We start from the raw sequence: 15421 nt of genomic DNA on the forward strand, positions 1-15421 counted from the left end.
ATATGGCAGAAGCTATTCTAACAAAACAAAATGGGGTAGTCACAATGGATAAGTCGTTTGACTACCTCTGTTCCACGCTCAAGAATGGAACTTACACTGTAAGCATCAAGAGAAAGGTAGAACCACGTACCCTGTCGCAGAACGCGCTCATGTGGCTGTGGTTTGCCTGTATTGAGAGGGAGACAGGCACGGATAAGTTGGATGTACATGATTACTATTGCCGGAAGTTTCTTCCACGGCAAATATGTATGAATGGAAATATTGTTTCGGTTGTTGGAAGTACTTCTAAATTGAATACGATCCAAATGAAAACTTTCATGGATAAGGTTCAGGCTGATGCTGCCACCGAATTAGGAATCAATTTGCCATTGCCTGTTGACCAGTACTATAAAGATTTTATTAATGAATACCTGCATAGGTAAGTATTAACTCAAAGTTTAATTAAAATGGATTTGAATATTTCAAAAGCAAAATTGACCAAAAAGGGATGTCTTGAAGTGGTCTATGCAGACAAGGAAGGAAACGATATTGTTTTCAAGGGGATTAATCCTGTTCATCCGGATTTGAAGGATTCGCTAAACAAGCTCATACCCTACATTGTCGATATTACAGAACAGAAAGAATCCCAGTACATTAATTGGGAACGTCCAGAGTCATGTCTTGAAGATGAGTTCTTCAAAAAGTTCAATGTAACCGGCGTTAGCATTGGTGGTGATTCTTCTTTTGAGGTTTGTGTGTTGACAGGTAAGCGAACCCTTATGACGAGCAAAGTCCTTAATCTTTGTTCTCCTGGTATCGGTTTCGATCCGGACAATGAATCGTATGTGCATTGTGAGGAGTTTCGTGATGCGGTTTATAATTTCTTGTATGAAGCAGAGCTTTATGTTACAGAGAATAAATGTTCGGAGATTCAAAGGGAATTTGAATTTAAAGATGGTGAGGATCCGTTTGACAAGGTTGATGAAGCTGCTGATGCAATGAATGAAGATGGTGAAGATAACGGGATATGTTCAACAGTTGAACATCATGAATTAGTATTAGAACCTGCTTCATGAAACCAATTTATGTGACTAAGACGCCCAATCTGTACCGGATTCAGTTCGAGTATCACCCAAAGTTGGTCGAGGTCATAAAGATGATACCAAGTAAGCCACGCTATGACGGAACAGACCGGGCGTGGCTTGTTAGTATCAATGATACGCGTTATCCTATTGGACGTGATGCGAATTGGTATGTGAGAGCTTTTGCGCAATGGGCTGTTCAGATGCGTTATTGTTCTACTGTCAAGGAACGTGAGGTAACTGAAGATATTAATTATGATATTCCTCCGATGAAACCTTTTGTCGGTGAACACTATATGTTACTTCAACCTTACGAGTATCAACTTGAAGGAGTACAGTATGCAATAGAGCACAAACGCTGTTTTTTCGGTGACCAGCCCGGATTAGGTAAAACATTGCAAGCCATATGTGCAGTTGTTAAAGCACATAAGGAAGCGCCCATTTATGGTGAGTCTTTTCCAGTACTTGTAATTTGCCCTGCTGCGTTGAAAGTAAACTGGCAGCGTGAGTTTAAGAAGTTCGCAGGTATGAATTCGATTATCCTTGATGACAGAAACCGACAGTCCTGGCAATCATTTTATGAGTGTAAAAAGTCTGATGGCAACCCACTTTGTGAGGTGTTCATTACTAATTATGAATCGCTTAATAAATTTTTTGTAAAAGCTGTAAATAAGGAATCCAAGCTTACAATGAAAAGTATTGCTTTCGATCAGCGTGTCTCTCTGTTTAGGTCTGTTATCATTGACGAATCTCATAAATGCAAATCAAGTAAAACTCAACAGAGCAAATATGTTGAAGGTATCTGCAAAGGTAAACGTTATATATTCGCATTGACCGGTACTCCTGTTGTTAACAATAATACAGACTTGCTACAACAGCTAAAAATATTAGGTCGATTAGAGGACTTTGGAGGTTATAGCCGGTATGTTGAAAGATATTGTGATGGTCCCAAACAGGCATCCAACGTTAAAGAGCTGAATTGGCGACTATGGAATACTTGCTTCTTTCGTCGTGAGAAGTCAAAGGTGCTTACACAACTTCCGGACAAGACTCGTCAATACTTGACAGTTGATATCACTACCACCAAAGAGTATAAGGCTGCCGAGGCTGATATGGTAAAATACTTGAAGAAGTACAAGAATGCTTCGGACGAACAAGTGCAGAAATCAATGAATGGTGCCGTCATGGTGCAGATGCAGCTTTTAAAACAGATATCCGCCAGAGGTAAAATCAAGGCTGTTTGTGAATTTGTCCATGATGTTATCGACGGTGGTGAGAAGCTGATACTTTTCGGTTACTTGAAAGAAGTTGTAGCAGAACTGAAAAAGGAATTTCCTAAAGCTGTAACTGTAACAGGTTCCGATAATGTCAACCAAAAGCAATATGCCGTTGACTCTTTCCAAAATAATCCGGATTGTAAACTGATTATTCTGAACTTCAAATCGGGCGGTACCGGGCTTACTTTGACGGCTGCCAGTCGAGTAGCATTTATTGAATTCCCATGGACGTTCAGTGATTGCGAACAGGCAGAAGATCGGGCGCACCGTAACGGTCAGAAGAACAACGTTAACTGCTATTACTTCTTAGGTAAGGATACTATCGACAAGTATATGTATGATGTGATTCAAACAAAGAAGAACATTGCCAACGGTGTTACCGGTACGGACGATCAAGTAGAAGAGAATATGGTGAATCTTGCAATGGACTTGTTTAGGGATAAATTATGAAGCTGTTTAGATTAGTTATAAATGGGCAGAAAACTCATATTCAGGAATACAAGAAAGAAATGTTGTTCGGTCCTGAATGGGAAACCTTAATATCCTTTGTCGGTTGCAGGAACAGGTGTAAACAAATCGTTGACCTTCTAAATGAATGTGCTACGATTTCAAAAAACAAGCAGAAAAATGACTGAAGAAGATATTCGTAAATTGGAGGTGAAATATTCTGAAACTAAGATACAACACATTTGTGTAACTTGGTTCAGAGAAACGTTTCCCAATGTAGGCCCTTTACTCTTTGCTATACCAAACGGCGGCGTCAGAACAAAGAAAAGCGGTGCTATGCGCAAATATGAAGGTGCCATCGCTGGTGTTGCTGACTTGATTCTGCTTTTTCCTCGCGGTGGTAAGAGCAGTCTTTGCATAGAGATGAAAACTCCACATGTAAAAGGTAAACGTGCTGGAACGCAGTCTGATGAGCAAAAAGAGTGGCAGGCATTGGTAGAGAAATATGGTAGTGTATATGTCGTTTGTCATGGGTTGATTGAGTTCATTAATAGCATTTGCTATTATCTGAAAGCTGATCCTCAGCCTTATATAAACAATGTCTTACGGAATTATTATAAATTGATATGACTTATATTGAACTTATCAATAGGTTTTGGGAACTTGACGAAAGCTGGCAATTTTCCTGCTGTGAAACGAGGCTTTATTTTTACTTGCTAAAAATTGCGAATCGTTTAGGCTGGGAGGATAACTGGACACGTAGTGATACAAAGGTGTCATCTGACGTGGGAGTGTCTGTAAAAGTATTCAAGTCCGCCCGAAATAGATTAGTTCAAGCAGGTCTTATTGAATGTAAACAAGGCAATGGAAGAGGCAATAAATCAACGTATTCTATCAAAGGTGTACAAAAAGGTATGCAAAATATACCACCTTTACGGCATCCTTTAGGGATACCTTTAGGGTACCCTTTAGGTACACCTTTTCAAGAAAGTTCCCCCATACCCCCTAAAGAAGAATATAAGACAGAGACAAAGACAAAGAAAGAACCCCCTAAAGGGGGTAAGAAAGAAAGTAGCTCTGGCGAGCTTTTCCCATCCTCTAAACCGGAGAAACCTAAAAGAGTCGCAAAAGAATTTATTGCTCCTACGCTTGATGAGGTTATTCAACACTTCATCAAGCAAAATGCTCCGGAACGGTTAGATGATTGGCAAGAGCAAGCAGAAATATTCTTCAATCACTTTGACTCGATAGGGTGGAAGAATGCCAATGGAGTGAAAATAGAGCGGTGGGATTCCAAAGCAAACCTTTGGATACTGGATCGTATTCGTGAAAATCGAAAAAATGAATTAGACCATGACGGAAGAGGAAAAGAATTTATCAAGCAAACTTCAAAATTTGATGGAGAAGGAAGCCGGAAAGCGCAAGCTGACGCTCCAACAGATAGAGAATCTGATACAAAGGCACAAGGAAAGTATTCAGGACGTTTCTGAATATGACTTAACTGACACGCAAGAGTATTACAGCCATTGGAATTTAATATCTAACCTTGGTACAGATTATACAGAACGGGAGTTTAGAAAATTTGATATTGATGAAAACAACTCTAAACTAATTCAGTTTCTTCTGTACTACTTCAACGGATGCCGGTATGCTCAAAATGTGTTTCCGGAAGAGAATTACAAAGTTCATAAGAATCTTTTGCTCGTTGGTGAACCAGGTACCGGGAAAACAATGTTGATGCAGATTTTTGCAGATTATTTGAAACTCACTTGTAACCCCAATGCTTTTGAAAACTTGTCTGTTACTCAAATGATGAATTATTATAAAATTCACGGGCATATTGACTTGTACACTTACAATGAGAATCAATCTAAAGGGTTTAAACCAAATCCCTTTAATATCTGCTTGAATGATATCGGTCTGGAAACGGAAAATCAAAAATCGTATGGTACCAGCCTCGATTCGGTTATTGATGAATTTCTTTATGCCCGGTATGAGATTTTTCAACAATACGGCAAGAAGTATCATATAACATCGAATCTTGGCATAGCCGAATTTAAGAAACGTTTCGGGCCAAGATTAGTGGATCGCTTTAAAACGTTTAATGTTCTCCCTCTATGTGGTGAGAGCCGTAGAATATAGCTACTATGAAAGTTGTAATTTACTGGGTTACTAAAGATCCGGATAAAATTGTTCGTATCAGAGAGCGTTTCGGCATTGGAACTTATCGAAGTGTGAACGGTGAAACTCCTGCTGAAATACGAGAAGAAGATATGGAACTTCTTCGGGAAACTGAAAGAAGAGGATTTATTCAAATACGTAATAAACCTCAATAAAAATGGCGTTAAAATGGCGAAGTTTCTGTTTGCTAAACTTGTCATTTTATGATAACTTTACTGATGTAATAAACTAAAAGTCAAACCAATATAATTAAATTATGGAAGTACAAAACATTAGAATTGACCTTATCAGTCCTTCTCCTTTGAATCCGAGAAAGACGTTTGATGAAGCAGCTCTTCAAGAGCTTGCAAGCAACATTGAAAAGCAAGGTTTATTGCAACCTATCACTGTCAGAGTTGCTAAATCCGAGGAGATGACTAACCTAGAAACCGGAGATGTTACCCCACTACCTTACACATACGAAATTGTTTGCGGTGAGCGTCGTTTCCGGGCTGTGTCACTTTTGAAAGCAAAGGAAGATGAAGCGAATGTTGCAAAAATCAAAGCCCATCGAAAAAAGTCGGAAAAATTTCAGACAATATCCTGCATTGTCAGAGAAATGACAGATGATGAGGCTTTTGAAGCGATGATTACCGAGAATCTTCAAAGAAAAGATGTTGATCCCATCGAAGAAGCTTTTGCCTTTGCGCAGTTGGCTGAAAAAGGACGAACTTTGGAAGATATCGCTCTTAAAATAGGAAAGTCTACCCGGTTTGTTTTTGACCGTATTAAATTGAATTCTCTTATTCCTGAACTAAAAGAGCGGGTAAGAAATGGAGATATACCATTGTCCGGTGCTATGATTCTTTCTAAATTGGATGAAGATACTCAAAAAGAGTTTCATGAGGAGGAGGAAGAACAATGTACTACTGCTATGATTCGAGAATTTGTGAGTAATTCTTTCATGGAGCTTGGTAACGCACCTTGGATTAAAGATGATTCCGATAATTGGGAAAATACCGATATTAAATCATGTTCTCAATGTGAGAATAATACGTGTAATCATGGTTGTTTGTTCTATGAAATGAATAGTAAGGATGCTAGATGTATCAATGCTGCTTGCTATGAGAAAAAACAGATTGCTTATGTGACGCGGAAAATTCAACTAGAATATGAACATCTTGTTAAAGTTGGCGAACCTCTTTCATTTGGAAAAACAGTAATTATCGCTAGACGTCCCGATACATATTGGGGAGAAGATAGAAAGGTTTTCTATGAAAAAACTTTGGAAGCTGTTAAACAACTTGGATTTGAAATAGTTGATCCTGATGAAATCTTTAGATGTAAGTGCTGGTATTCAGAAGATGATGAACGCACTTTGAAAATGCTTGAAGATGGAGAAGTTTATCGTTGTCTTTCATTTTTTGGACATTATTCTCCCGAATTTAACGTTAGTTTCTATTATGTTAGAAAAGAAACGGCTTCCTCTACTTCCGCCGTTGCCGATCTAAAAGAGATAGAAAGGGAAAAAATAAACGCCCAATTAAAAAGAGCGAAGGATATAGTCAAGGAGAAGTCTGCTGAAGAAATGCGCAAGTGGGCGCAAGAGAAAACATATTATCAGAGAACAAAAGAATTCTCTGAAAATGAACAACTTGTTTTTGATGTGCTGGTTCTTAGCGGTTGTAGCAGTACTTATCTTGAAAAACTGAATTTAAAAAAATGGAATGGTGAGAGTGATTTTGTAAATTATGTCAAGAACAACCAAGCTGACCGACACCAATGGTATAGAGCCTTTATTGCTGAATGCTTATCATCGAATAATGTGAATTTCTACTCCTATTTGCAAAAGTGTCAGAAAATCCTTTTTGCAGAACAATATCCGGATGATTTCAAAGCGCTCTCTAAGAAACTTGCGGATTCATATGATAAGAAAGAAAAGAAGCTCAAAGAAAGACTGAAAGAGCTAAATAACGATAATATAGAGGAAGCCTAACGGTTTCCTCTCTTTCTTGATATGCTTATGAGAACTTGGACTAATGAGCAACTCGCTATACTTGATAGCGAGTATCCAACTGCTAATTTAAAAGAGCTTGCTGGTCGCCTGGACAAAACACCTGAGGCTGTGAAGGCAAAAGCCTTAATACGTAAATTAAAACGTTCGCCAGACGTGAGGGTTTGGAGTCCGGTTAAAAGACAAAAGCTAATAGCTCTTTATCCCGATCATACCAATCTTGAAATAGCTTCGATGCTTGGTTCAACTGAAAGTGCGGTTGCTGGTATGGCTTTCAAACTAAAATTGAGAAAATCTGCAAAGTTCTTATTTGAACATTCCTCAAAGGGTTTCTTCCCCAAAGGGCACCAACCAATGAATAAAGGACGCAAGCAAACGGAATACATGTCTGATGCTCAAATTGAAAAAACGAAAGCTACACGTTTCAAAAAGGGATGTATCCCAAAGAACCATAAAGAAGTTGGATATGAACGTATAACCCGTGATGGTTACATTGAAGTGAAAACTGCTGAACCGAATGTCTTTGAGCTTAAACACCGGCTTGTATGGATTGAGCATAATGGTGAAATACCTCCTGGGTACAATATTCAGTTCAAAGATGGAAATAAGCAGAATATTTGTATAGATAACTTATACATGATTAGTCGTTCTGAACAAATGAAAACCCAAAATTCAATGTATGCCCGGTACCCGGAAGATGTTCAGTATCTCATCAAGCTAAAAGGAGCTTTGAGTAGACAGATTAATAAAGCAACAAAAAATGAATCATGATTGATGGAGCAATAGATAGATTGAAAGAAATGGTTAATAAACCGTTCCTTTATCAGAATGAAGAAGTAGTAATTCTCAATTACTGTGACGGTACCGGTGATGATGGTACCGAAGTTGAGATATACTTGAATAATGGCAAAGTGTTAGTGTTTAGTATGTTTGATTTGGCTTCCAAGTTGAACCGTTTCCGACCAATAACAAATACAGTTGTCGTGTTGGCAAATGAACGGTTGAATAAGGTGTCTACAGTGAACCCTACCATTTTACAAGATTTGAGAAATTTGGTTCTTCAACAAATAAAGGATGTGAAAGAAGATCCTAGTAAAGTGAGCCAAGCAAAACAAGTTTTCCAAGGGGTTAATACCGTAATCAATCTTGCTAAGACAGAATTAGAGTACAGGAAATATTTAGATACAACAGACCCCTCAAAATAAATAATTAGTATGCTGATAGATAAAGAATATGTTCATTGGTTTCGCATCAGAGACCAACCTAATAGAATCGTGTGAGATTATTCATAGTCTAACAATTTAACCCGATCGATATGATAACATTGAATAGGTTTGCCCAGAGATGCTTGAATATCATGAGGAAGCGCTTTAAGATGAATGAGCATAGCTCAAGAAAAGCGTTTAGCATAAGAATTGAAGCCGTTTGGAGAAAATTCGATATTGCTTCTAAATATAGGAGTGATAATCTTCCTAAATATTCGGAAGATGAAGAATTGGCAGCCGAGATGATAATTTACCTTGTTGCCTATTTAAAAAGATTTGGTTGTGAGGACATTGAACAGCTTATCAAAGATAAGATAGAGTTCGATGATAGAAAAAATGATTAGGTGTTGTTACTGACTGTTTGTGTTGTTGATTTTGTGTTGTTGATTTTAATATAGTTAGTTATGACAGAGATTATTCAAGTCTGCCTACTTGATTTTAATAAGGGGCAGCTCACGGGATTGCCGAAAAATCCACGTTTTTTTCGTGATTACCGCTTTGAAGCGATGAAGAAAAGCATTCAGGATTCGCCAGAGATGCTTGAGCTTCGAGAACTTATAGTTTTTCCCTACAATGATGGCAGATATATTGTTGTTTGTGGTAATTTACGTTTGCGAGCTTGCAAGGAGTTAGGTTATAAAGAACTGCCTTGTAAAATTCTGGCACCTGATACCCCCGTTAAGAAGTTGAGGGAATATGCCACTAAAGATAATGTCAATTTTGGTGAGAATGATTTGGACGTTATGGAAAACGAGTGGAATAAGGCGGAACTCCAAGACTGGGGCATCGAATTTGCCCCGGAGAAGAAAGAGGATGAATTTAAAGAGCGCTTCGATGCCATCACGGATGATACAGCCATTTATCCTCTCATTCCAAAGTATGACGAAAAACATGAGTTGTTTATCATCACCTCAAGTAATGAGGTAGATAGCAACTGGCTTCGTGAGAGGCTGGACATGCAGCACATGAAGTCGTACAAAACCGGGAAAATAAGTAAATCCAATGTAATTGATATAAAAGACGTTCGCCATGCCCTGCAAAATAGTAATACCAAGTCATAAACGCCATGACCGGGTGTTCGCTAAAAAGTTGGTGAACGATCCTATCATTTGCGTTGCTGAAAGTCAAGCTGACTTATATCAGCAATTTAACCCGGAATGTGAAATTGTAACTCATCCTGACGACGTTATGGGCCTCATCCCGAAACGTAATTGGATGGCAAAGCATTTTGGAGAACTTTTCATGCTTGATGATGATGTCCATGCCTGCAAACCTATTTATGTGGAAAAAGGAGAACCTAGCCGGATAAAGGATAAAGATAAGATAACTAATATCATTCAGTCATTATTTGAGATGGCCAGTATGATGGATGTACATCTGTTTGGCTTCACCGCTCGGATATCGCCGGTAATGTATGATGAATCCGCTTTTCTTTCTCTTTCGAAAATGATAACCGGTTGCAGTTATGGAGTAATCTATAACAAAAACACTTGGTGGAATGAGGAAATACGTTTGAAGGAAGATTTTTGGATTTCTTGTTACATGAAGTACAAAGAACGTAAGGTTTTAACCGATTTGCGGTATAATTTTGAGCAAAAGAACACTTTTGTAAACGCTGGTGGGCTTGCTTCTATAAGGAATCAGGAAGAGGAACGTAAATCTATCCTCTTTATCAAAAAGAATTTTGGTGATAGTATTTTGCTAAAGAGTGCAACCACTAATGGGAAAGACAAAACAAAGCAGCTCGTTCAATATAATATATCATGCAAATTCAAATTCTAATAGTCTGTAAAAAAGGCGTTTAAATGGCGTCCATTCTGTTTGTCATATTCGCCTTTTTTAGCTAACTTTACTGACGTAATAAACTAAAAGTCAAACCATTAAATTAGAATTATGATTATAAGAACAGTTTGCGGATATGATTTCTTTGAGGTGAGTTCTGCAATGCAGAAAGCCATTAGGCGAGCCGACACCGGGGTAGCCGGCTTTTTTGCATTGGAACTTTGGGCGAGTGGGTACCGCGACTATGTGTGGAAGCGTCTGTTTACCATTAGTGCTGAAGATTGCTATGGAATCATTACTAAAGAGATAGAAGCATTGTGGCAGGGGCATGAGCTGGTAAACAAGACTGCTACTGAACCCAAAGGGAGGATATTTGTCAGTAAAGCTGTTATTCTCCTTTGTGAATGTAGAAAGAATCGTGATGCGGATCATTTGCAAAACTTCATCTATGATAGAAAGGATATTGATATAGAAAAGTGGATAAATGATGTCAGGCGTTACCCTATTCCTATTCCAGATTACACTTTCGATGTACATACACGAAAGGGTAAAAAACATGGGAGAACCAAAGAAGAATTCTTTCAGGAAGAATACAAGGCGTTACAACCTCGTGTTCCTGGTTTATTCGATGATTTGGTTCAACCCAGTCAACCAAAGTTATTTAATGATGAAACCACGGCTAAGTAGCTGTGGTTTCTCATTTTTCATATAAGTCAAACCAATTTAATTAAAAAAATGAACACGTATTACAAATTTGCGCCAAATGTATTTTTGGCAAAGTGTGATGAGAAGCACGAAAAAGGTGAAACTATTGAAGTTACCACCAAGTATGGTAAGGAGAACGAAAGTATAGTATTTAACCTAATCTTCGAAAAAGATGGGTTTTACTATTATTCCATCGTTAGAGCTGACGGCTTTAATGTTCAAGAATGGGCTAAGCAAAGAGCGGAACGCAGGCATGAATGGGCGTCATCGGCAGTACAAAAAAGTAATGAGTATTTTCAGAAATCAAATAAGCATCGTGATTTCCTTTCTTTGGGTGAGCCTATCAAAGTTGGACACCACAGCGAACGAGGACATCGCAAAATGATAGATGATGCCTGGAATAACATGGGGAAAAGCGTTGAGTTTAGCGATAAGGCTGCCGAACATGAAAGAGTTGCGAAGTATTGGGAAAAAAGGGCTAATACGATAAACTTGTCCATGCCGGAAAGTATAGATTTCTACGAACATAAGTTGGAACAAGCAAAAGAATATCACGAAGGATTGAAGTCCGGTAAGTACCGACGCGAGCATACATACGCTATGGCTTATGCCAATAAAGCAGTAAAAGAGGCTAAAAAAAATTATGACCTTGCAGTAAAGCTGTGGGGCGATGTTTAATAATCTGTAGTATCTCAAATAATTTACTATGAGAGAATTATCAAAAGAAACCTCATTACAAAGGGTAATGAGGGCTTCAGGTCGTGTACCTGTACAATGCTCATGCAGTGTTTGTAAACAACAATGTCATACGCCATGTTTAGGTACTCCTGATGATATTGAACGAATTATTGATGCAGGTTATGCCGACAGGTTAGCGCTGACGAACTGGGCTGCTGGTATATTCTTAGGGGTTATTAATATTGCTATTCCGATGATTCAGCCCGTTGCTGGTAAGGAGTATTGTGCTTTTTTCGAGAATGGACTGTGTATCTTACATGATAAGGGTTTGAAGCCCACTGAAGGACGTTTGTCTCATCACACAGTCAGGAAGGATAACTTCAATCCTGCTATGAGTATTGCTTGGAACGTTGCAAAAGAATGGCTGATGCCGGAGAATGAGGATGTACTTTCTCGTGTAGTAAATAAATTCTTGAATGCGAGGAAGCCATGAATGTGTGTCAATCAATACCTCGTAGAGATTGTAAGGTGTTTGCTAAATGTGGAGCAAAATCCTTATCACATTGCCGGCGGCACCGCGAAACTGATGAGAAGTGTAAAAGTTGTACTCTAATTCGTCGTAAGCCGCGTAATCGGATTATAGATGATTCAGGACGTGAAATGAAAAGATGTACCCATTGCGGAAATTACTTCTACTTGAACCGGTTCTACAATCGTATAGTGGTGAGAAAAGGTAAGGAATATCATTTGTTGACTTCCTGGTGCCGTATGTGTATGTCACAGATTAATAATCAGAGGGCAAAGAAGAAAAAGTGACTTGTCCATTAAATTTTTTGTATGAAATATTATGCTTCAGTTAGCTTTGGAAAGGATTCCTTGGCAATGCTTTTCATGCTAATAGATAAAGGATATCAGTTGGATGAAGTCGTTTTCTATGATACAGGTATGGAATTTCAGGCAATCTATAACACTCGTGATGCTGTTCTTCCAATTCTTAAAAAACTTGGCATTAAATATACAGAACTGCATCCGGAGCAACCTTTTCTTTGGACAATGTTTGAAAGGCCGGTTAAGAAAAGAGGGACCAATATTATCCATAAAAAAGGATATAGTTGGTGTGGGGGAACATGCCGGTGGGGAACGAGTGAAAAACTTCGTGCATTGAAAGCTCACACAAAAGACGGAATTGATTATGTCGGTATTGCTGCCGATGAGACCCATCGTTTTGAAAAGGAAAAACGACCAAATCGGGTTTTACCACTTCGTGATTGGGGCATTACTGAAGCAGATGCACTCCAGTATTGTTACACAAAAGGCTTTGTTTGGCATGAGGATGGAGTAAGGCTATATGAGCTACTTGATCGTGTGAGTTGCTGGTGTTGTGGAAATAAGAACTTGAAGGAGTTGAAGAATATGTATTTGTACCTTCCATGGTATTGGAAAAAGCTGAAAGAACTTCAGTTAAATACCGATAGGCCCTATCGTCGTAATAGTGGAGAAACCATTTTTGATTTAGAGGAAAGATTTAGACGTGAATTGTTGAAGAAAAAAACTGATTAAAATGGCGTTAAAATGGCGAAGTTTCTGTTTGCTAAACTTGTCAATAACGATTACCTTTATAGACGTAAAGCATTAAAAGTCAATCAACATGAAGAGGAATGAAAAAATAGAAAAATTAGAAAGACTAGGTATTTTCAATCAATGGAAATATAACACAGAAAGAGCAAATGATACATTTAATATTGAGTGTCCTGACTTCTCAATGACAAATGAAGAGCGGGTGAACAATTTGTTAGATGTTGATTGCTGTTTTCATCGATTTCTAGCTATCTCATTCCCTTTTAATGGTACTCCTGAAGGCGTTGCTTTTTGGGAGAATATTGCAAAAAAATAATCGAACTTAATTGAATTGAAATTATGAGTAAAAAAGATTTAATAGAGCAGAACATTACAAGAGTTCAAGAATATGTGAGGGAACTTATTGAAGATGCAAAGTGGAATAATGGTGTTTCGGAAACTCTTGAATCTACTTCAATAATTGTAGGTAATAGTGATGATATCTATGATTTTGCAGTTTTATTTGCTTCTAATAGTGAATGTGTTTATTGTGAATTCATAAATGGTAAGATAGAGTACATTGATTGTGAACTAGATTGTGAAATATGCCAATTTGAAGGAAGACTAATTTTTCAATATATAAACGGAAGTTTTCATAATCCTACTGGTCAAATTATCGAACTATCAAAATTGTTGATGAAAGGCGAATTAAAAGACACAAAAAGTATCTTTTGTTCTATGGTACTTCGATTAATGGATACTGAAGAATACAATAACAATTATTGCAAATCATTGGATTTAGTTCTGAAGCTGTTTCCTGAAATAGATGGAGAATTATTAGAAAAGGAATTGGATAGATATATTTAAGCATTACAAGGATGAGTAAAATGAATTTAAATGAATTAAGAGACAAAGCATATAAAACAGCTTGTGAACATGGGTTTCACGATCAAGAGCTAAGTAACAATCATTTTCTTTGCCTTGTGATTTCTGAATTGATGGAAGCTGTGGAAGCAGATAGAAAAGGAAGGCGTGCTAATGTTGATCGGTATAATAAGAAGATTGCTAACAGCCGCATTTGTCAAGGATTGGATTCTGACATTCCCAAAGAGCGTGGTTACGAAGTCGCATACAATGAAACTATAAAAGGCTCAATTGAGGAAGAGTTAGTCGATGCTGTAATCCGCTTGCTTGAGCTTGCAGGACTTCGAGGAATAAGCCTTGAACTTGCCAACGGAGATATTGATGACTGTATTGAAGATATGGCAGAAGCTTGTAAAGACGAAACTTTCACCGAATCAATCTATTCCATCTCTACACTTCCTGTTAGGTATGACGGAATATTTGATTTTCCTACAACCGTGAATGATATGATACTATCAATCTTCGGGCTTGCCAAGCACTTAGATATAGACCTGCTTTGGCACATCGAGCAGAAAATGAAGTATAACGAACTTCGTGAAAAGATGCACGGGAAGAAGTATTAACTCTCAATACCGAAGATAGAAATGAGTAAAGCGATAAATGAAAAAGTCCTGAATAGGTAGTCAGGACTTTACTGAGATTAGATATAAATCTGAAACATTAGAGATTCGACATATTTGCCTTTCATATCACTTCCAGTACTTGATTCAAGAGTCACATGATTGGTTTTTACTGTATAGCCATCAGGCATTAAGCTATTTATGTGATTACAAATAGCGTTTTCTAAATGGTTCGGTTCCCCGTAATAAGGAGTTTCACATACTACTTTTACAACAGTGTTTCCGGATGGCTCAAACAATCTCAGTGAAATCCCTTGATTAAGCTCATAGCCTTCTTTTGTAGATTTAATTACTAACATATTTTTATTTTTAAAATTAGACAACAAAGATAGGCAATAGTTATTTATAAAACAATGAGATGATTGATTTACAGTATGTAAATGATATGTAAATGGATAAATATTAATTAAAATCATAAAAAGAAATGAGCGTTTTTGTAAAGCATTTCAGCAAGAAGGTACCCCACAGGTGGTACAGACATGGAAGGAAGGTGTTCCGGCTGACTCCTAAAAGCATGTTTGACAAGAAATCCCGGACTTTCCATTATGAATGTATCGAGAACAACTATAAGAGCGGGTGCTACATCATAGGGTTCAACCTTTATGATGACATGATCCCGATAACGGAGGATGAGTGGCGGAACGCTATGGAGAATTGCATAAACCCGTATTGATTATGAGTGAATATTCATTGAAAGAAAGAGCTCAGATGTTAACATCATTGCTTGTATATGGCGGTCCTATGACATTTGAGCAAATCAAGAAATTAGATTGGTTGAAAAATACATCTGAATACGGAATATTATTCTATCTCCGGGAAGCTGAAAGATATGAATGGATAAAAACTAAATGTTTCAGCGGTGGTAAGCCGAATATCTATTCGGCAACGGCTAAAGGCCGAAGAATGGCTGAAGCAAGAGATTAATATTCAA

Annotated in this window: 24 protein-coding genes; 23 read left to right on the top strand and 1 reads right to left on the bottom strand. The window is 37.8% G+C overall.

What is annotated here, in order from left to right; all coding sequences use genetic code 11:
* The first annotated feature begins 2 nt into the window (after nt 1–2).
* The 21 genes from N5O98_RS00470 to N5O98_RS00565 all read left to right on the top strand — a co-directional run bounded on the left by N5O98_RS00470 (nt 3) and on the right by N5O98_RS00565 (nt 14433).
* The gene (locus tag N5O98_RS00470) at nt 3–422 is read left to right on the top strand and encodes a hypothetical protein (RefSeq protein ID WP_004311528.1); all 420 of its coding nucleotides are present in this window, start codon (nt 3–5) and stop codon (nt 420–422) included.
* A gap of 24 nt (nt 423–446) precedes the next feature.
* The gene (locus tag N5O98_RS00475) at nt 447–1055 is read left to right on the top strand and encodes a hypothetical protein (protein ID WP_004311529.1); all 609 of its coding nucleotides are present in this window, start codon (nt 447–449) and stop codon (nt 1053–1055) included.
* Nucleotides 1052–2788, top strand: coding sequence for a DEAD/DEAH box helicase (locus N5O98_RS00480; RefSeq protein ID WP_118313725.1), 1737 nt, complete (start codon nt 1052–1054; stop codon nt 2786–2788). The genes N5O98_RS00475 and N5O98_RS00480 overlap by 4 nt, the downstream gene beginning before the upstream one ends.
* A 177-nt stretch (nt 2789–2965) precedes the next feature.
* On the top strand, nt 2966–3415 hold the full coding sequence (locus tag N5O98_RS00485) for a VRR-NUC domain-containing protein (RefSeq protein WP_117610705.1): 450 nt from the start codon (nt 2966–2968) through the stop codon (nt 3413–3415).
* Nucleotides 3412–4275: a hypothetical protein gene (locus tag N5O98_RS00490; protein WP_117610704.1), complete on the top strand. Its 864-nt coding sequence runs from the start codon at nt 3412–3414 to the stop codon at nt 4273–4275. Before N5O98_RS00485 ends, N5O98_RS00490 begins: the two co-directional genes overlap by 4 nt.
* Nucleotides 4184–4927, top strand: a complete 744-nt coding sequence (locus tag N5O98_RS00495) for an AAA family ATPase (protein ID WP_117610703.1) — start codon at nt 4184–4186, stop codon at nt 4925–4927. Before N5O98_RS00490 ends, N5O98_RS00495 begins: the two co-directional genes overlap by 92 nt.
* A gap of 5 nt (nt 4928–4932) precedes the next feature.
* A complete protein-coding gene (locus tag N5O98_RS00500) occupies nt 4933–5121 on the top strand; it encodes a hypothetical protein (RefSeq protein WP_117610702.1) in 189 nt (62 codons plus the stop codon).
* A gap of 101 nt (nt 5122–5222) precedes the next feature.
* Nucleotides 5223–6941, top strand: a complete 1719-nt coding sequence (locus N5O98_RS00505) for a ParB/RepB/Spo0J family partition protein (RefSeq protein WP_117610701.1) — start codon at nt 5223–5225, stop codon at nt 6939–6941.
* Nucleotides 6942–6968: 27 nt separating this feature from the next.
* Nucleotides 6969–7730, top strand: coding sequence for an HNH endonuclease signature motif containing protein (locus N5O98_RS00510; protein WP_117610725.1), 762 nt, complete (start codon nt 6969–6971; stop codon nt 7728–7730).
* Nucleotides 7727–8164: a hypothetical protein gene (locus N5O98_RS00515; protein WP_117610700.1), complete on the top strand. Its 438-nt coding sequence runs from the start codon at nt 7727–7729 to the stop codon at nt 8162–8164. Before N5O98_RS00510 ends, N5O98_RS00515 begins: the two co-directional genes overlap by 4 nt.
* Nucleotides 8165–8274: 110 nt before the next feature.
* The gene (locus tag N5O98_RS00520) at nt 8275–8568 is read left to right on the top strand and encodes a hypothetical protein (RefSeq protein ID WP_004318818.1); all 294 of its coding nucleotides are present in this window, start codon (nt 8275–8277) and stop codon (nt 8566–8568) included.
* A 60-nt stretch (nt 8569–8628) separates the two neighbouring features.
* On the top strand, nt 8629–9285 hold the full coding sequence (locus tag N5O98_RS00525; protein ID WP_004300220.1) for a ParB N-terminal domain-containing protein: 657 nt from the start codon (nt 8629–8631) through the stop codon (nt 9283–9285).
* A complete protein-coding gene (locus N5O98_RS00530) occupies nt 9254–10006 on the top strand; it encodes a hypothetical protein (protein WP_004300221.1) in 753 nt (250 codons plus the stop codon). The genes N5O98_RS00525 and N5O98_RS00530 overlap by 32 nt, the downstream gene beginning before the upstream one ends.
* A gap of 111 nt (nt 10007–10117) precedes the next feature.
* Nucleotides 10118–10693 (top strand): hypothetical protein, encoded by a 576-nt coding sequence (locus tag N5O98_RS00535; RefSeq protein WP_004300222.1) that lies wholly within the window; start codon nt 10118–10120, stop codon nt 10691–10693.
* A 48-nt stretch (nt 10694–10741) separates the two neighbouring features.
* Nucleotides 10742–11389: a DUF3560 domain-containing protein gene (locus N5O98_RS00540; RefSeq protein ID WP_004300223.1), complete on the top strand. Its 648-nt coding sequence runs from the start codon at nt 10742–10744 to the stop codon at nt 11387–11389.
* Nucleotides 11390–11417: 28 nt separating this feature from the next.
* On the top strand, nt 11418–11882 hold the full coding sequence (locus N5O98_RS00545) for a hypothetical protein (protein WP_004300224.1): 465 nt from the start codon (nt 11418–11420) through the stop codon (nt 11880–11882).
* On the top strand, nt 11879–12205 hold the full coding sequence (locus N5O98_RS27545; RefSeq protein WP_008775932.1) for a hypothetical protein: 327 nt from the start codon (nt 11879–11881) through the stop codon (nt 12203–12205). The genes N5O98_RS00545 and N5O98_RS27545 overlap by 4 nt, the downstream gene beginning before the upstream one ends.
* Before the next feature lie 21 nt (nt 12206–12226).
* Nucleotides 12227–12949 carry a phosphoadenosine phosphosulfate reductase domain-containing protein gene (locus N5O98_RS00550; protein ID WP_004300226.1) on the top strand — a complete coding sequence of 241 codons (723 nt, stop codon included), beginning with the start codon at nt 12227–12229 and terminating at the stop codon, nt 12947–12949.
* Nucleotides 12950–13037: 88 nt separating this feature from the next.
* Entirely contained in the window at nt 13038–13283 is a 246-nt protein-coding gene (locus N5O98_RS00555; protein WP_004300227.1) for a hypothetical protein, read from the top strand.
* A 23-nt stretch (nt 13284–13306) separates the two neighbouring features.
* A complete protein-coding gene (locus N5O98_RS00560; protein WP_118313727.1) occupies nt 13307–13813 on the top strand; it encodes a hypothetical protein in 507 nt (168 codons plus the stop codon).
* An 11-nt stretch (nt 13814–13824) separates the two neighbouring features.
* Entirely contained in the window at nt 13825–14433 is a 609-nt protein-coding gene (locus N5O98_RS00565; protein WP_004300229.1) for a hypothetical protein, read from the top strand.
* A 77-nt stretch (nt 14434–14510) separates the two neighbouring features.
* Here the strand turns inward: N5O98_RS00565 and N5O98_RS00570 are convergent, their stop codons facing one another.
* Nucleotides 14511–14789, bottom strand: a complete 279-nt coding sequence (locus N5O98_RS00570) for a hypothetical protein (protein ID WP_118313728.1) — start codon at nt 14787–14789, stop codon at nt 14511–14513.
* Nucleotides 14790–14914: 125 nt separating this feature from the next.
* On the opposite strand from N5O98_RS00570, the gene N5O98_RS00575 reads away from it, so the two are divergent.
* Complete coding sequence (locus N5O98_RS00575) at nt 14915–15163, top strand: hypothetical protein (RefSeq protein WP_052587991.1); 249 nt, start codon at nt 14915–14917, stop codon at nt 15161–15163.
* A gap of 2 nt (nt 15164–15165) precedes the next feature.
* Entirely contained in the window at nt 15166–15414 is a 249-nt protein-coding gene (locus N5O98_RS00580; RefSeq protein ID WP_052587992.1) for a hypothetical protein, read from the top strand.
* The last annotated feature ends 7 nt before the right edge of the window (nt 15415–15421 follow it).

The organism is Bacteroides sp. LFL-34 (assembly GCF_027257075.1).
GTDB classification, from domain to species: Bacteria; Bacteroidota; Bacteroidia; order Bacteroidales; family Bacteroidaceae; genus Bacteroides; species Bacteroides ovatus.

Excerpts from the sequence above, each read along its gene's own strand:
- N5O98_RS00470 (WP_004311528.1), top strand. The coding sequence starts at position 3 with ATGGCAGAAGCTATTCTAACAAAACAAAATGGGGTAGTCACAATGGAT.
- N5O98_RS00475 (WP_004311529.1), top strand. The coding sequence starts at position 447 with ATGGATTTGAATATTTCAAAAGCAAAATTGACCAAAAAGGGATGTCTT.
- N5O98_RS00480 (WP_118313725.1), top strand. The coding sequence starts at position 1,052 with ATGAAACCAATTTATGTGACTAAGACGCCCAATCTGTACCGGATTCAG.
- N5O98_RS00485 (WP_117610705.1), top strand. The coding sequence starts at position 2,966 with ATGACTGAAGAAGATATTCGTAAATTGGAGGTGAAATATTCTGAAACT.
- N5O98_RS00490 (WP_117610704.1), top strand. The coding sequence starts at position 3,412 with ATGACTTATATTGAACTTATCAATAGGTTTTGGGAACTTGACGAAAGC.
- N5O98_RS00495 (WP_117610703.1), top strand. The coding sequence starts at position 4,184 with ATGGAGAAGGAAGCCGGAAAGCGCAAGCTGACGCTCCAACAGATAGAG.
- N5O98_RS00500 (WP_117610702.1), top strand. The coding sequence starts at position 4,933 with ATGAAAGTTGTAATTTACTGGGTTACTAAAGATCCGGATAAAATTGTT.
- N5O98_RS00505 (WP_117610701.1), top strand. The coding sequence starts at position 5,223 with ATGGAAGTACAAAACATTAGAATTGACCTTATCAGTCCTTCTCCTTTG.
- N5O98_RS00510 (WP_117610725.1), top strand. The coding sequence starts at position 6,969 with ATGAGAACTTGGACTAATGAGCAACTCGCTATACTTGATAGCGAGTAT.
- N5O98_RS00515 (WP_117610700.1), top strand. The coding sequence starts at position 7,727 with ATGATTGATGGAGCAATAGATAGATTGAAAGAAATGGTTAATAAACCG.
- N5O98_RS00520 (WP_004318818.1), top strand. The coding sequence starts at position 8,275 with ATGATAACATTGAATAGGTTTGCCCAGAGATGCTTGAATATCATGAGG.
- N5O98_RS00525 (WP_004300220.1), top strand. The coding sequence starts at position 8,629 with ATGACAGAGATTATTCAAGTCTGCCTACTTGATTTTAATAAGGGGCAG.
- N5O98_RS00530 (WP_004300221.1), top strand. The coding sequence starts at position 9,254 with ATGCCCTGCAAAATAGTAATACCAAGTCATAAACGCCATGACCGGGTG.
- N5O98_RS00535 (WP_004300222.1), top strand. The coding sequence starts at position 10,118 with ATGATTATAAGAACAGTTTGCGGATATGATTTCTTTGAGGTGAGTTCT.
- N5O98_RS00540 (WP_004300223.1), top strand. The coding sequence starts at position 10,742 with ATGAACACGTATTACAAATTTGCGCCAAATGTATTTTTGGCAAAGTGT.
- N5O98_RS00545 (WP_004300224.1), top strand. The coding sequence starts at position 11,418 with ATGAGAGAATTATCAAAAGAAACCTCATTACAAAGGGTAATGAGGGCT.
- N5O98_RS27545 (WP_008775932.1), top strand. The coding sequence starts at position 11,879 with ATGAATGTGTGTCAATCAATACCTCGTAGAGATTGTAAGGTGTTTGCT.
- N5O98_RS00550 (WP_004300226.1), top strand. The coding sequence starts at position 12,227 with ATGAAATATTATGCTTCAGTTAGCTTTGGAAAGGATTCCTTGGCAATG.
- N5O98_RS00555 (WP_004300227.1), top strand. The coding sequence starts at position 13,038 with ATGAAGAGGAATGAAAAAATAGAAAAATTAGAAAGACTAGGTATTTTC.
- N5O98_RS00560 (WP_118313727.1), top strand. The coding sequence starts at position 13,307 with ATGAGTAAAAAAGATTTAATAGAGCAGAACATTACAAGAGTTCAAGAA.
- N5O98_RS00565 (WP_004300229.1), top strand. The coding sequence starts at position 13,825 with ATGAGTAAAATGAATTTAAATGAATTAAGAGACAAAGCATATAAAACA.
- N5O98_RS00570 (WP_118313728.1), bottom strand. The coding sequence starts at position 14,789 with ATGTTAGTAATTAAATCTACAAAAGAAGGCTATGAGCTTAATCAAGGG.
- N5O98_RS00575 (WP_052587991.1), top strand. The coding sequence starts at position 14,915 with ATGAGCGTTTTTGTAAAGCATTTCAGCAAGAAGGTACCCCACAGGTGG.
- N5O98_RS00580 (WP_052587992.1), top strand. The coding sequence starts at position 15,166 with ATGAGTGAATATTCATTGAAAGAAAGAGCTCAGATGTTAACATCATTG.